This window comes from Pararhizobium sp. DWP3-4 (assembly GCF_049898205.1).
Taxonomy (GTDB): Bacteria; Pseudomonadota; Alphaproteobacteria; order Rhizobiales; family Rhizobiaceae; genus Pararhizobium.
Map to the genome: position 1 here is coordinate 74,631 of NZ_JAFCXF010000001.1, position 14,486 is coordinate 89,116.

The window sequence follows — 14,486 nt, forward strand, 5'->3', positions numbered from 1 at the left end:
CTGCAGACAAAGGCCTTGCATCTGAGCAAAGCGGCGCAGATGCGTGTTGCAGTGCACACTTCGCCCCGGTCTCTACGTCAATTGACGTATACAGAATCCAGTCCCCTCAACGGATAGTTCCTGCACGAACGGCACTCCCAAGCGCCGTCGTCAAAAGAACGAGAGGGGTTCACATCATGAAATTCAAATCCCAGATCCTGGGCGCGTTCCTGGCTGGCGCGCTCGCCACGACAGCATTTTCCAGCGTGCAGGCCGCCGAAGACACCATCAAGGTGGGCATCCTGCATTCACTTTCCGGCACCATGGCAATCTCCGAGACGACGCTCAAGGATGCCATGCTGATGCTCATCGACGAGCAGAACAAGAAGGGTGGCCTTCTCGGCAAGAAACTCGAAGCCGTCGTTGTCGATCCCGCATCCGACTGGCCGCTGTTTGCCGAAAAGGCTCGCGAACTGATCTCCGTCGACAAGGTTTCCGCCGTCTTCGGTTGCTGGACGTCCTCGTCGCGCAAGTCGGTCCTGCCGGTTTTCGAAGAGCTGAATTCGCTGCTGTTCTATCCGGTCCAGTACGAGGGTGAAGAATCCTCGCGTAACATCTTCTACACCGGTGCAGCGCCGAACCAGCAGGCAATCCCGGCCGTCGACTATCTGATGAACACCGAGGGCGTCGAGCGTTTCGTGCTTGAAGGCACCGATTACGTCTATCCGCGCACCACCAACAAGATCCTCGAAGCCTATCTGATCGCCAAGGGCATTCCGAAGGAAGACATCCTGATCAACTACACGCCGTTCGGTTTCTCCGACTGGCAGACGGAAGTGGCCAAGATCAAGGAATTCGGGTCTGCCGGCAAGAAGACCGCCGTCGTCTCGACCATCAACGGCGATGCCAATGTGCCGTTCTACAAGGAACTCGGCAACAAGGGCATCAAGGCAACCGACATCCCGGTCATCGCCTTCTCGGTCGGCGAAGAAGAGCTGGCCGGTCTCGACACCAAGCCGCTGGTCGGCCATCTCGCCGCCTGGAACTATTTCCAGTCCGTCGATGCACCGGCCAATTTCGAATTCATCAAGCAGTGGCATGCGTTTACCAAGAACGACAAGCGCGTCACCAACGACCCGATGGAAGCCGCCTATATCGGCTTCAATGCCTGGGTGAAGGCCGTCGAGGCTGCCGGCACGACCGACACGGACGCGGTTCTCGACACCATCATCGGCACTTCGGTTCCGAACCTTTCGGGCGGCTACTCCACCGTCATGCCGAACCATCACATCACCAAGCCGGTGCTGATCGGTGAAATCCAGGCCGACGGCCAGTTCGAAATCGTCCAGCAGACCCCGCAGGTCGTCGGCGATGAATGGTCGGACTTCCTGCCGGACTCGAAAGACCTGATCTCCGATTGGCGCAAGCCGATGTCCTGCGGCAACTTCAACGTTGCAACGGGCAAGTGCGGCGGCAAGGGCTCCTGATTTTGACGAACACCCGCTGTTTTCATCAAGTTCAGCATATTCCGGCAACGGCCTGATCGCTGTTTCCCAAAATCCATTCTCATAACGTCGTGATAGAAATGCCAATACCCTCCGTCCAGACACCGTCTGGACGGAGGGACCTTCATCTCCCCTTATCTGGCATGTTTTCTGCATGGTTCAGCTGGACGCGGTTCCGGGTACCGGTCCTGTTCGATGTGATCGCCGGGCGAGCGGATTGCGGAAAACTTAAGCACAGCGCCGGCATCAAGCGTTCCTCGTCAATACGCGGCTGCCCAAGCCAACGGAACAAGAAGAGCTCATGTATCGCGCCATTCAGACCTTCCTTGTTGCCCTTTGCCTGCTCGTCAGTTGCCTTGCAACGGGCCTGCGTGCGCAGGAAGATATCCGGCCGCTGGTCGATGCACTGGGTGCACCGGCCTTCCCGCAGAAGATCGGGGCAGTCAAAGCCCTTGCAGCTTCAGGCAATCCGAAAGTCGGCGGCATCCTGCAAAATCTCAGCGACGGCAAGCTTTATGCGCCGAAGACCGGCGGCACGGTTTTTCTCGAAGGCCCGTCTGACGGCGCCTATCTCGACGTGCTGACGGGGGCTGCGGTTACCGAGGTTCCCGGAAATCTCGCCAAGATCCGGCTGAACAACGGCCTGCGCGGCGCTATCGGCGCGGCGCTCAGCCAGTTGACGCTGTTGAGCCCAGACCGTTCCGCGCGCCTCGCGGCATCGCAGGACCTGCTCAAGGATGCCAATCCCGACAATCTCGGTCTGTTGAATTCAGCGCTGACGCAGGAAAAGGACGCCGAGGTCAAGGCGACGATGGAAGCGGCACGTGCCGTCATCCTGTTGAAGACCGATGCCAGTGCCGGAGACAAGAAAGCCGCCATCGATATGATCGCCGCGCGCGGAAACCGCGATGCCTTGACGATCCTGACGGCAGCCATGGACAATGCCCCGGACGAATTGAAGCCGTCCATCGAGCAAAGCATCAGTTCCATCAAAGGCAGCCTTGCCCTGTGGGACGTGGCGCAAAACGTCTGGTACGGACTGTCGCTCGGATCGGTGCTGCTGCTTGCGGCCATCGGTCTTGCCATCACCTTCGGCGTCATGGGCATCATCAACATGGCGCATGGCGAAATGGTCATGCTTGGCGCCTACACGACCTATGTGGTGCAGCAGACGGTCGCTTCCGTCGCCCCCGGCATCGCCGATTATTCGCTGGCCTTTGCGGTTCCTGCGGCTTTCCTGTTTACCGGCCTGGTCGGTGTCTGCATCGAGCGCAGCGTCATTCGCTGGCTCTACGGACGGCCGCTCGAAACGCTGCTTGCCACCTGGGGCATTTCGCTGATCCTGCAGCAGGCGATCCGCACCCTCTTCGGCCCCACCAATCGCCAGGTCGATAATCCAAGCTGGATGTCGGGCGTCTTCGAGGTTGGCGGCCTTGCCATCACCTATAACCGTATGTGGATCATCGTCTTTTCGCTCGGTGTCTTCGTGGCGCTGCTCTTGCTGCTGAAACGCTCCAAGTTCGGCCTGCAGATGCGCGCCGTCACGCAGAACCGGCGCATGGCATCCTCGATGGGCATTCGCACACCCTGGGTCGATGCACTAACCTTCGGTCTTGGTTCCGGCATTGCCGGCATGGCGGGCGTGGCGCTCAGCCAGATCGACAATGTCTCGCCCAATCTCGGCCAGAACTACATCATCGACAGTTTCATGGTCGTGGTGTTCGGGGGCGTCGGCAATCTCTGGGGCACGCTGGTCGGCGCGCTGACGCTCGGCATCGCCAACAAGTTCCTTGAGCCCTATGCCGGCGCGGTGCTCGGAAAGATCCTCATCCTCATCTTCATCATTCTCTTCATCCAGCGGCGGCCGCGCGGCCTGTTCGCGCTCAAGGGAAGGGCGGTCGAACAATGATCACGCAAATGCTTTTCATGAGGCACGAGAAGAAGACGCTCTGGGCCGTTTTCCTGATCCTGCTGGCCGCAGCCCTCGTGCCGCTTGCCAATCTGCTCATCCCCGAAGGCAGTGCTTTCCATGTGCCCGGCTATCTCGTGCCGCTGCTTGGCAAGTATCTGTGCTATGCGCTTCTGGCCCTGGCGCTGGATCTCGTCTGGGGCTATTGCAGCATTCTTTCGCTCGGCCATGGCGCGTTCTTCGCGCTTGGCGGTTATGCCATGGGCATGTATCTGATGCGCCAGATCGGCGATCGCGGCGTCTACGCCAATCCGCTGCTGCCGGATTTCATGGTGTTCCTCAACTGGCAGGAGCTGCCCTGGTACTGGTATGGCTTCGACCATTTCGCCTTTGCGGCGCTGATGGTTGTTCTGGTGCCCGGTCTGCTTGCCTTCGTTTTCGGCTGGTTTGCCTTCCGCTCCCGCGTCACCGGCGTCTACCTGTCGATCATCACCCAGGCGATGACCTATGCACTGCTGCTGGCCTTCTTCCGCAACGAGATGGGCTTCGGCGGCAATAATGGCCTCACAGATTTCAAGGAAATCCTCGGCTTCAACATTCAGGCGGGTGGTACGCGGGCAGCATTGTTTGCCGCAACCGCGATAGCGCTCGCGTTGGCCCTGGTTTTGAGCTCCGCCATCGTCCGCTCGAAATACGGCAAGGTGCTGGTCGGCGTCCGCGATGCCGAAAGCCGGACCCGGTTCCTGGGCTACCGGGTCGAGAACATGAAGCTGTTCATCTTCACCATCTCGGCGATGATGGCCGGTGTGGCCGGTGCGCTCTACGTGCCGCAGGTCGGCATCATCAATCCCGGCGAATTCGCCCCGGCAAACTCCATCGAAGTGGTGATCTGGACTGCGGTCGGAGGCCGCGGCACGCTGATCGGGCCGATCATCGGCGCCATTCTGGTCAATTTCGGCAAAAGCGTCTTTACTGCCGCCTTTCCGGAATTCTGGCTGTTCGCCCTCGGCGCCCTGTTTGTCGCGACGACGCTGTTCCTGCCCAAGGGCGTCGTCGGCACGGTCCAGCAATTCCTTGCCCGTCGCAAGGAACAGAAAAAGGCCGATGCTGTCGAACAGGCCTATCAGGACAAGGCCACTGCGAAAGCGGAAAGCCAGATGACGACGCTCGAACCCCAGGCTGCGGAGTAAGATCGATGGACGAAAAGACCTCCCGCAGCCTTCTCTATCTCGACGGCGTGTCGGTTTCCTTTGATGGCTTCAAGGCGCTGAATTCGCTGTCCTTCGTGGTCGAGCCAGGTGAACTTAGGGCCATTATCGGCCCGAACGGGGCCGGTAAGACGACGATGATGGATATCATTACCGGCAAGACCCGGCCGGACAGCGGCCAGGTCTTCTTCAACGGCGATATCGACCTCACCAAGAAGGACGAGGCGGATATTGCCCAGCTTGGCATCGGCCGCAAGTTCCAGAAGCCGACGGTGTTTGAAAGCCATACGGTCTGGGACAATATCGAGCTGGCGCTCAACCGGAAACGCGGCGTGTTCTCGACGCTGTTCTACCGCCTGGCGCCTGCCGACAAGGCGCGCATCGAGGACATTCTCGAAACCGTGCGCATGACGGCGCGCAAGGACGATCTCGCCGCCAATCTCTCGCATGGGCAGAAACAGTGGCTGGAGATCGGCATGCTTTTGGCGCAGGAGCCGAAACTGCTGCTGGTCGATGAGCCGGTGGCCGGCATGACCGACGCGGAAACCGCCGAAACCGCCATCCTGCTCAAGGAAATCGCCAAGACCCGTTCGGTCGTCGTCGTCGAACACGACATGGGCTTCATCCGCGATCTCGGCGTCAAGGTGACGTGCCTGGCGGAAGGCTCGGTGTTGGCCGAAGGCTCGATCGACTTCGTCAGCAACGATCCGAAAGTGATCGAGAATTATTTGGGACGGTGACGATGCATTACAATGTTTCGATGTTCGACGTTCAGAGTATGCCGCTTCTACCCCCCTCTGTCGCTTCGCGACATCTCCCCCTCAAGGGGGGAGATCGTTCTTTTCCCACATGCGCTCATAAGCGGGTGGTAATCTCCCCCCTTGAGGGGGAGATGTCGGCGTCGCCGACAGAGGGGGGTATGCTCTCCGCAAATGTGAAAGGTGCAGCATGCTGACCGTCGATAACATCAATCTGCACTACGGTGCGGCCCAAGCTCTTCGTGGCGTCTCCATCACCGCTCCGATGGGTAAGATCACCTGCGTGCTTGGGCGCAACGGCGTCGGCAAGACCAGCCTGCTCAGGGCGATTACCGGCCAGCATGGGCCGAGTGCGGGAACGATAACCTTCAACGACGCCGTGCTCAACGGCATGGCACCCTATAACCGGGCCAAGCACGGTATCGGTTTCGTGCCGCAGGGCCGCGAGGTCTTTCCGTTGCTGACGGTCAAGGAAAATCTGGAGTCGGGCTATGCGCCGGTGGCGCGCAGGGACCGGTTCATTCCCGAGGATATCTTCAACCTGTTTCCGATTTTGCGCACCATGCTCGGGCGGCGGGGTGGGGATCTTTCGGGCGGGCAGCAGCAGCAGTTGGCGATTGGCCGGGCTCTGGTGACGCGGCCGAAAATTCTGGTTCTGGACGAGCCGACCGAAGGCATCCAGCCCTCGATCATCAAGGATATCGGCCGGGCGATCCAGTATCTGCGCGATTCCACCGGGATGGCAATTCTGCTTGTGGAACAATATCTTGACTTCTGCCGGGAGCTTGCAGACCATGTCTACATCATGGATCGGGGCGAGATCGTGCATGAAGGCCCGGCCGAAACGCTGGATACGCCGGAAGCACGCCGCCACCTGACGGTTTGACGGCGGATATAAATGGCTGAGGCAGCAGGTATCGCTCCGCAAAGGGCATGGGGCAAGGGACGGCTGGTGGCAAAGCCGTTTGCGGGGCGCACCCGGCTGGCCGAATTCTACCAGGAAGGTTGCGCCAAGATCCGGCTGCCGGAGACGTTCAATGCGACGATGGAAGCCGTACTGATCAACAGTTCCGGCGGGCTGACCGGTGGCGATCATATGGAATGGTCGTTTGCCGCCGGCGAGGGCACGCATCTGACCCTGACCACGCAGGCCTGCGAGAAGATCTACAAGGCGAGCGCAGGCACCGCTGATGTGACCGCGCAGATTTCGGTCGGCGCGGGAGCAACAGTGCATTGGCTGCCGCAGGAAACCATCCTGTTCGATCGCGCTTCGCTGTCGCGCAGGCTTGAGGTCGATCTCGCTGAAGGGGCTGAATTTCTGGCTGTCGAGGCCGTGCTTCTCGGCCGCAAGGCGATGGGCGAGGCGATGCGCGAAGGCCTGTTTCAGGATCGCTGGCGCATCCGCAAGAATGGAGTTCTGTTGCATGCCGAAAACCTCCGGCTCTCCGGCGATATCGCCGGCCTGACGCAGGAATTGGCGGTGCTCGGCGGACAGGTGGCTTTTGCAACACTCTTCTATACGGGCGCTGATTGCGAGCAGCAGGTCGACACGCTGCGCAGCCTGATCGGCGGCATTGGCGGCGGCGTCAGCCGCTATCAGGTGGCGGGCGAGGACAAGCTGATTGCCCGTCTCGTTGCACCTGATGGTTTCGCTCTGAGAAAAATCCTCATCCCGGTCATTTCGCACTTGCGCAAGGGCGCCTCTGTGCCGAAAGTCTGGAACCTTTAATCGACACGCAAGCCTGGTGACCGCGCATGAACCTGACACCCCGTGAGAAAGACAAACTGCTGATTTCGATGGCGGCCATGGTCGCCCGCCGGCGGCTGGAGCGCGGCGTCAAGCTCAATCATCCCGAAGCGATCGCACTGATCACCGATTTCGTCGTCGAGGGCGCCCGCGACGGCCGCTCGGTGCCGGACCTGATGGAGGCGGGCGCCCACGTCATCACCCGCGCCCAGGTGATGGAGGGCATCCCCGAGATGATCCACGACATCCAGATCGAGGCGACCTTTCCGGACGGGACCAAGCTGGTCACCGTCCACGAACCCATTCGCTAAAGGAACGGCCATGCTGCAACTGAGACCCAATTGCGAATGCTGCAACAAGGACCTGCCGCCCGGCAGCCGCGAAGCGATGATCTGCAGTTTCGAATGTACCTTCTGCACGCAGTGCGTTTCCGAGGTTCTGGACGGACAATGCCCGAACTGCGGCGGTGAACTTGTCCGCCGCCCGGTCCGTCCAGCCGCCAAGCTCGGCAAGTTTCCGGCATCCACCGAGCGGGTCTTGAAGGCCGAAGGCTGTGCGCCGATCAAGGCTGCCTGAACAGGAGAGACGATACGATGATCCCCGGTGAAATCCTTGCGGCAGATGGCGAGATCGAACTGAATGCCGGGCTGGACACAGTCTCGCTGGAGGTTTCCAATAGCGGCGACCGTCCGGTACAGGTTGGCAGCCATTATCATTTTGCCGAGACCAATGCGGCGCTGTTGTTCGATCGCGCGGTGGCGCACGGACGGCGCCTCGATATTCCGGCCGGCACGGCCGTTCGCTTCGAGCCGGGGCAGACCCGCAGCGTCACGCTCATTCCGTTTGCAGGCAAGCGCGAGGTCTATGGTTTCCGCCAAAAGGTCATGGGAAAATTATGAGGCGGGGGCTTCCCATGCGGCTGATGGCGTCGAGGTGCCCGTGACGGTGGGCCGAACCGTCATGATCGTTGGAAATGGCCCAGTACAGGAGGGTGCTGCTGCGGTTATCGATGCGGCCGATCTGGTCATCCGCTTCAACGACTGCCGCTCCTGCGGCGCGGGTGGAGATAAGACGGATATCGTCGCCGTCTGCAATACCGGGCGCCCGGCTTTGGCAATGCTGGGTGGCGGCGCGTGGAAGACCAATGCGGCGGTGCGGCAGGCGAGCTCGATCTGGTGCGTTCGCGATGCCGAAAAATTTCAGACGCTGCGGCAGCAACTGGCCGTGACACACCCGGATCTCGATGATCTCTGCGACGACTATACCGATGGTTTTCGCACCTTTGCCAAGGCGACCGGGCGCACCTTCCATACGGTTCCGGCATCGACGCATGAGGGTGTCGATGCCGGGCTGAAACAGTTCGATGCGGGCGCCTATGTCGTGCCGAGCAGCGGTCTGATTGCGATTGCCGAAGTGCTGGAACATTGGCGCCAGCCGGGCGACCGCGTCGTGCTTGCCGGTTTCGGCCATGCCGGCTGGCAGTGGCACCCGTTCGCGGCTGAAAAGGATCTGGTCGAAGACTATGTTTGCCAAGGGAGGCTGGAGCGTCTCGATCCGTCCATTGCTTATTCTCGCGTGAATCCTTACATTTTGACAGAAAGGTAAGGCGGTAAAAATGGCGGAATCTGCGAAAATCACTTCGAAAAACCAGATCACACTCCCTGCTCGTGTCCGCAAAACGCTTGGGATCGGCGTGGGCGACAAGGTGGATTTTGTTGCGACGGCCAACGGCACTTTCGAGCTGCGGTCGCGCAAGGAAACGCTTGCCGGCTTGCGCGGCGTGATCAAACCCGATCAGCCCATATCGGGCGCGGACATCGAAGGCTGGATACAGGAAGCGCGCTCGGCGGGCGGGAAAGTCAGTGATGATTGGAGTTGATACCAACGTCCTGCTGCGCTGGTTGATCGACGCGCAGATGGTGGATGACGATGCACCGGATCAAACACGCGTTGTTGAAGACTTGATCCTTCAGAGCGGAGAACAGTTTTTCGTCAATCATATCGTCATTGCAGAAACGATATGGGTGCTGCGAAACAAGGTGGGTCAAAAGAAGAATATCATACGGGATGTCGTCGAGCGGATTTTGCATTCGGCCAATGTTGTTGTCCTCGATTCCGATACCGTCAGCAGCGCCTTGAATACATTTATAAATTACCCGGGTGATTTCTCTGACCATCTTATCGGAGAGGTCAACAGGAAAAACGGTTGTCGAACGACAATGACTTTCGACAAGGCAGCATCGAAATCTCCCAATTTTTCTGAACTTAAGAGGTAGAGCATGTCCTACAAAATGTCGCGCGCGGCCTATGCCAGCATGTTTGGTCCCACCACCGGCGACAAGGTTCGGCTGGCCGATACCGAACTGTTCATCGAGGTGGAGAAGGATTTCACCACCTATGGCGACGAGGTGAAATTCGGTGGCGGCAAGGTGATCCGCGACGGCATGGGCCAAAGCCAGGCAACGCGCGCTCAAGGAGCGGTCGATACCGTCATCACCAACGCGCTGATCGTTGATCATACGGGCATCGTCAAGGCCGATATCGGCTTGAAGAACGGCCGCATTGCGGCGATCGGTAAGGCCGGCAATCCGGATACCCAGCCGGGCGTGACCATCATTGTCGGTCCGTCCACCGAGGTAATCGCCGGCGAGGGCAAGATCGTTACGGCGGGTGGCATGGACGCGCATATCCATTTCATCTGCCCGCAGCAGATCGAGGAAGCGCTGATGTCGGGCATCACCACCATGCTCGGCGGTGGTTCCGGCCCGGCGCATGGGACGCTGGCAACGACCTGCACCGGTGCCTGGCATATCGAGCGGATGATCGAGAGTTTTGACGGCTTTCCGATGAACCTGGCGTTGGCCGGCAAGGGCAATGCCTCGCTGCCGGCGCCGCTTGAGGAAATGATCCTGGCCGGTGCGTCCAGCCTGAAGCTGCACGAGGACTGGGGCACGACGCCGGCTGCCATCGACAATTGCCTGTCGGTTGCCGATGCCTTTGACGTGCAGGTGATGATCCACACCGATACCTTGAACGAAAGCGGCTTCGTCGAAGATACGATTGATGCCATCAAGGGCCGCACGATCCATGCTTTTCACACGGAAGGCGCCGGTGGCGGCCACGCGCCAGATATCATCAAGATCTGCGGCCAGTCGAACGTCATCCCGTCCTCGACCAACCCGACCCGGCCTTACACGATCAACACGCTGGCCGAGCACCTCGACATGCTGATGGTCTGCCATCACCTGTCCCCGTCCATTCCCGAAGACATCGCCTTTGCCGAAAGCCGGATCCGCAAGGAAACCATCGCGGCCGAAGATATCCTGCACGACATCGGCGCCTTCTCGATCATTTCCTCCGACAGCCAGGCGATGGGCCGTGTCGGCGAGGTGGCGATCCGCACCTGGCAGACGGCCGACAAGATGAAACGGCAACGCGGACGGCTGGCGCAGGAGACCGGCGAAAACGACAATTTCCGTGTCCGGCGCTATATTGCCAAGTATACGATCAACCCCGCGATCGCGCAGGGGCTTTCCCATGAAATCGGCTCGATCGAACCCGGCAAGCGCGCCGATCTGGTGATCTGGAACCCGGCCTTCTTTGGCGTGAAGCCCGACATGGTCATTCTCGGCGGCATGATCGCGGCCGCTCCGATGGGCGATCCCAATGCTTCCATCCCGACGCCGCAGCCGGTGCATTACCGGCAGATGTTCGGCGCCTTTGGCAAGGCAAGGACAAATTCCTCCGTCACCTTCGTGTCGCAGGCCTCGCTCGATGGCGGTTTGCAGGCGCGCCTTGGCGTCGCAAAGCAACTGATCGCGGTAAAGAACACCCGTGGCGGCATCAGCAAGGCCTCGATGATCCACAACAGCCTGACGCCGCATATCGAGGTCGATCCGGAAACCTATGAGGTCCGCGCCGATGGCGAGCTTTTGACCTGCGAACCCGCGACAGTGCTACCGATGGCGCAGCGCTATTTCATGTTCTAGCGCGGTTGTTGATCGAGAAAGAATGCCGATGTCCTGGAGACGGCCCTTGCGCTGGCTGGCTGCCGTCGTTTTCACGGCCGCCTTTGCCGTGGTTGCCGGGACGTTCGTGCCGCGGCCTTTGTGGCCTGCGGCGAAAGCCGATACGGCGACGGGGGAGACGCATCGGATCCTTGTGCTTGCCAATCCCATCCACACGGACATTGCCATTCCCATCAATGCAGAAACACTGGCCCGCTTTCCGTTTCTCGGTGAAAGCGGCATGCCGGTTGCGCATCCGGATGCGCGCTGGCTGGTGTTTGGCTGGGGTGGGCGGGCGTTCTATATCGAAACGCCGGCTTGGTCCGAGCTGAAGCCGGTGCCGTTGTTCAAGGGGCTGACGCTCGATCGCTCCGTCATCCATGCCGATGTTGCCGGAGAGATCATCGAGCCTGCCGATCATATTGTCAGCTTCGAGATCGGCACGGAGGGATATCAACGCCTGCTGTCGTTCATAGAGGCAAGCTTTGCGCCGGTGGATGGGCGGATTAAGGCAATACCCGATACGGCCTATGGAGAGAACGACCGTTTCTTCGAGGCCAATGGCTGGTTCAGCGCTGTGAGGGGCTGCAATACCTGGACGGCAAAGGCGCTGCGCGAGGCAGGCTTGCGGACAGGCTGGTGGAACCCGTTGCCGGTTTCCCTATCGGCATCGCTGAAGCTGTATAATTGAATTCATTCGATTTTCGTCCCAAGGCTTAGACATGCGCGCGGTGCAGGTCAGCCATGCACGGCGTGTTTTTCGTGCCCTTTGTGCTGCATCGCAGCAGGAGTTGCTGTAGAAAATGGTTCACCTCCTGTGCCGGGTTCCTCCCAAGACCTGCCGCGCAGGGCGTTTGTCTTTCAAGGAGTTTTCATCATGATCATTGGCAGAAAAGTGCCGTCCGTAACCTTCCGCACGCGCGTTCGCGACGAGGCCGTTGGCGGTGCCAATCCATTCCGTTGGCAGGATGTTTCGTCCGCTGACTATTTCGCTGGCAAGCGCGTTATCCTGTTCTCGCTGCCGGGCGCCTTCACGCCGACCTGCTCGACCTTCCAGCTTCCCGATTTTGAAAAGCTGACCGCCGATTTCCGTGCCGAGGGCATTGACGAGATCTACTGCATCTCCGTCAACGACGCCTTCGTCATGAATGCCTGGGGCAAGTCGCAGAATCTCGAAAACGTCAAGCTCATTCCGGATGGTTCCGGCGAGTTCACCCGCAAGATGGGCATGCTCGTTTCCAAGGACAATCTCGGCTTCGGAATGCGCTCCTGGCGTTATGCCGCCGTCATCAATGATGGCGTCGTCGAGCAGTGGTTCGAGGAGGAAGGCTATTGCGACAATGCCGACAGCGATCCATACGGCGTCTCGTCGCCGCAGAACATCCTTGGCGCGCTGCAGTCGGAAAAGATCGCGGCCTGATTTCTGGCCTGCGTGATCTTCTTGAAGTCCGGCGCCGGGCCTGTTTGGTCTGGCGCCGGATTTTTTTGTTGTTACAGTGGCATGAATGAACTTGAAGGCGCGCTGAATGCCCTATCGCTCGACTGAGATCCTGTCACCCGGCCCGGCCGGCAAGACACCGCTTCACACCATCGCGCTCACCCATGATCAGCGGCATCTGCGCCGCAAACTGCTGCATCTCGACAATGACGATGTGGTGATGCTCGATCTCAAGGAAGCCGTCATGCTGGCCGATGGCGATCTTCTTGTGCTCGATACCGGCGACCATGTGCGCATCGCAGCCGTCGCCGAACCGTTGTACGACATCCGTCCGCGCGATCCGCTCCACCTGATCGAACTTTCCTGGCATCTCGGCAACCGGCACCTTGCAGCCGAAATCCGGCTGGACCGGATCCTGGTCCTGCGCGATCCGGTGATCAAGGCGATGCTGGAAGGTTTGGGCGCGACGGTGGGGGAGGTGACGGAACCGTTCCAGCCGATGCGCGGTGCCTATCATGGCTCCGGCGGCCATTCGCATGGACATGGCAGCCACCATCACGCCCATGACTGAGCGTGATGGCACGCAGGCGCTGTTGCGGCTGGTGACATGGTTGTCGCCCGCCTTTCCGGTCGGCGCATTCTCCTATTCCGGCGGGCTTGAACAGGCTGTTCATGACGGTCTGGTCGCCGATGCGCCGGGGCTTGCCCGATGGCTGCAGGCGCTGATCGAGCATGGTTCGAGCTGGAATGATGCCGTGCTGTTGGCCGAGAGCTATCGTGCCTGTGGCGATGCGCCAAGACTGGCGGTGCGGGAACTGGCGGAAGCGCTGGCCGGATCGCGCGAGCGGCACATGGAAACGATGCTGCAAGGGGAGGCCTTTCTGACGGCCGCTGCCCATTGGCCGCATCCGCTTTTGAAGACGTTGACCGGTGCCATTGCCTACCCAGTTGCTGTTGGCGCGGTTGCGGGTGCGCATCGCACCGGGCTGGAGCCGGCGCTTGCGGCTTACCTGCATTCCACCGCGTCCAACCTTGTCTCGGTGGCGATCCGTTGCGGAGTCACCGGACAGACGCATGGCGTCGGTGTGCTGGCCGAACTGGAGCCTATCATTGCCGAGACGGCAGTAAAGGCTTCGCAGAGCACGCTGGACGATCTCGGCTCCGCCACCATCACCGCCGATATTTCGGCGCTGCGCCATGAGACTTTGCATGCGCGGCTCTTCCGGTCCTGACGGTTTCGAGCCCGCTTTCTTGAAAGGAATGTTGCGATGAAATCTGCCAATGGTCCCCTTCGCGTCGGCATCGGCGGGCCGGTCGGTTCCGGCAAGACGGCGCTGACCGACAAGCTGTGCAAGGCGATGCGCGAACACTATTCGATCGCCGTCGTCACCAACGACATCTACACCAAGGAGGATGCCGAGGCGCTGGTGCGCATGCAGGCGCTGCCGTCGGACCGGATCGTCGGCGTCGAGACCGGCGGGTGCCCGCATACGGCCATCCGCGAGGATGCGACGATCAATCTGCAGGCCATCGCCGATCTCAACCGCCGCATTCCCGATCTCGACGTCATCTTCATCGAATCCGGCGGCGACAATCTTGCAGCGACCTTTTCGCCCGATCTCGCCGATATCACCATCTATGTCATCTCCGTCTGCCAGGGCGAGGAAATCCCGCGTAAGGGCGGCCCTGCGATCACCCGTTCGGACCTTTTGGTTATCAACAAGAAGGATCTGGCGCCCTATGTCGGCGCCGATCTCGATGTCATGGAGCGTGACGCCAGCCGCATGCGCGCCGATCGGCCGTTCGTGTTTTCCGACATGAAGCGCGGCGAGGGCGTCGAAACGATCGTCGATTTCCTCAGGGTCGAAGGCGGGCTGTAGAGGTCGCGATATTCCAGAACGCAAAAGCCCGGCCGCATGCTTGATGGGGCCGGGC

At 60.2% G+C, this 14,486-nt stretch carries 18 protein-coding genes; all 18 read left to right on the forward strand.

Annotated features, from left to right (window positions below; translation table 11 throughout):
* Positions 1 to 176 precede the first annotated feature (176 nt).
* Positions 177 to 1,466: an urea ABC transporter substrate-binding protein gene (gene urtA, locus ACP7E6_RS00340; protein WP_426226884.1), complete on the forward strand. Its 1,290-nt coding sequence runs from the start codon at positions 177 to 179 to the stop codon at positions 1,464 to 1,466.
* Between the two features lie 319 nt (positions 1,467 to 1,785).
* Positions 1,786 to 3,393 carry an urea ABC transporter permease subunit UrtB gene (urtB, locus tag ACP7E6_RS00345; protein WP_426226885.1) on the forward strand — a complete coding sequence of 536 codons (1,608 nt, stop codon included), beginning with the start codon at positions 1,786 to 1,788 and terminating at the stop codon, positions 3,391 to 3,393.
* 8 nt (positions 3,394 to 3,401) lie between these two features.
* Complete coding sequence (gene urtC, locus ACP7E6_RS00350; RefSeq protein ID WP_426228465.1) at positions 3,402 to 4,583, forward strand: urea ABC transporter permease subunit UrtC; 1,182 nt, start codon at positions 3,402 to 3,404, stop codon at positions 4,581 to 4,583.
* 5 nt (positions 4,584 to 4,588) lie between these two features.
* Complete coding sequence (gene urtD, locus ACP7E6_RS00355; protein ID WP_426226887.1) at positions 4,589 to 5,341, forward strand: urea ABC transporter ATP-binding protein UrtD; 753 nt, start codon at positions 4,589 to 4,591, stop codon at positions 5,339 to 5,341.
* A gap of 208 nt (positions 5,342 to 5,549) precedes the next feature.
* Positions 5,550 to 6,245 carry an urea ABC transporter ATP-binding subunit UrtE gene (gene urtE, locus ACP7E6_RS00360; RefSeq protein ID WP_426226889.1) on the forward strand — a complete coding sequence of 232 codons (696 nt, stop codon included), beginning with the start codon at positions 5,550 to 5,552 and terminating at the stop codon, positions 6,243 to 6,245.
* Between the two features lie 12 nt (positions 6,246 to 6,257).
* Positions 6,258 to 7,088 (forward strand): urease accessory protein UreD, encoded by an 831-nt coding sequence (locus ACP7E6_RS00365; RefSeq protein WP_426226891.1) that lies wholly within the window; start codon positions 6,258 to 6,260, stop codon positions 7,086 to 7,088.
* A 26-nt stretch (positions 7,089 to 7,114) separates the two neighbouring features.
* The gene (locus tag ACP7E6_RS00370) at positions 7,115 to 7,417 is read left to right on the forward strand and encodes an urease subunit gamma (protein WP_037099076.1); all 303 of its coding nucleotides are present in this window, start codon (positions 7,115 to 7,117) and stop codon (positions 7,415 to 7,417) included.
* Positions 7,418 to 7,427: 10 nt separating this feature from the next.
* A complete protein-coding gene (locus tag ACP7E6_RS00375; RefSeq protein WP_113312663.1) occupies positions 7,428 to 7,682 on the forward strand; it encodes a DUF1272 domain-containing protein in 255 nt (84 codons plus the stop codon).
* A gap of 17 nt (positions 7,683 to 7,699) precedes the next feature.
* A complete protein-coding gene (locus ACP7E6_RS00380; RefSeq protein ID WP_426226893.1) occupies positions 7,700 to 8,005 on the forward strand; it encodes an urease subunit beta in 306 nt (101 codons plus the stop codon).
* A 40-nt stretch (positions 8,006 to 8,045) separates the two neighbouring features.
* The gene (locus ACP7E6_RS00385) at positions 8,046 to 8,711 is read left to right on the forward strand and encodes a Urease operon accessory protein (RefSeq protein WP_426226895.1); all 666 of its coding nucleotides are present in this window, start codon (positions 8,046 to 8,048) and stop codon (positions 8,709 to 8,711) included.
* Positions 8,712 to 8,721: 10 nt separating this feature from the next.
* On the forward strand, positions 8,722 to 8,985 hold the full coding sequence (locus ACP7E6_RS00390; RefSeq protein ID WP_426226897.1) for an AbrB/MazE/SpoVT family DNA-binding domain-containing protein: 264 nt from the start codon (positions 8,722 to 8,724) through the stop codon (positions 8,983 to 8,985).
* Positions 8,972 to 9,382, forward strand: coding sequence for a PIN domain-containing protein (locus ACP7E6_RS00395; RefSeq protein WP_426226898.1), 411 nt, complete (start codon positions 8,972 to 8,974; stop codon positions 9,380 to 9,382). Before ACP7E6_RS00390 ends, ACP7E6_RS00395 begins: the two co-directional genes overlap by 14 nt.
* A 3-nt stretch (positions 9,383 to 9,385) precedes the next feature.
* Positions 9,386 to 11,095 carry an urease subunit alpha gene (ureC, locus tag ACP7E6_RS00400; protein ID WP_426226900.1) on the forward strand — a complete coding sequence of 570 codons (1,710 nt, stop codon included), beginning with the start codon at positions 9,386 to 9,388 and terminating at the stop codon, positions 11,093 to 11,095.
* A gap of 28 nt (positions 11,096 to 11,123) precedes the next feature.
* Positions 11,124 to 11,804 (forward strand): TIGR02117 family protein, encoded by a 681-nt coding sequence (locus tag ACP7E6_RS00405; RefSeq protein WP_426226902.1) that lies wholly within the window; start codon positions 11,124 to 11,126, stop codon positions 11,802 to 11,804.
* A gap of 189 nt (positions 11,805 to 11,993) precedes the next feature.
* Positions 11,994 to 12,533: a peroxiredoxin gene (locus ACP7E6_RS00410; protein WP_426228467.1), complete on the forward strand. Its 540-nt coding sequence runs from the start codon at positions 11,994 to 11,996 to the stop codon at positions 12,531 to 12,533.
* A 106-nt stretch (positions 12,534 to 12,639) separates the two neighbouring features.
* Positions 12,640 to 13,122 (forward strand): urease accessory protein UreE, encoded by a 483-nt coding sequence (gene ureE / locus ACP7E6_RS00415; RefSeq protein ID WP_426226904.1) that lies wholly within the window; start codon positions 12,640 to 12,642, stop codon positions 13,120 to 13,122.
* Entirely contained in the window at positions 13,115 to 13,783 is a 669-nt protein-coding gene (locus ACP7E6_RS00420; protein ID WP_426228468.1) for an urease accessory protein UreF, read from the forward strand. The genes ureE and ACP7E6_RS00420 overlap by 8 nt, the downstream gene beginning before the upstream one ends.
* Before the next feature lie 36 nt (positions 13,784 to 13,819).
* Complete coding sequence (ureG, locus tag ACP7E6_RS00425) at positions 13,820 to 14,431, forward strand: urease accessory protein UreG (RefSeq protein WP_426226906.1); 612 nt, start codon at positions 13,820 to 13,822, stop codon at positions 14,429 to 14,431.
* Positions 14,432 to 14,486: the final 55 nt, after the last annotated feature.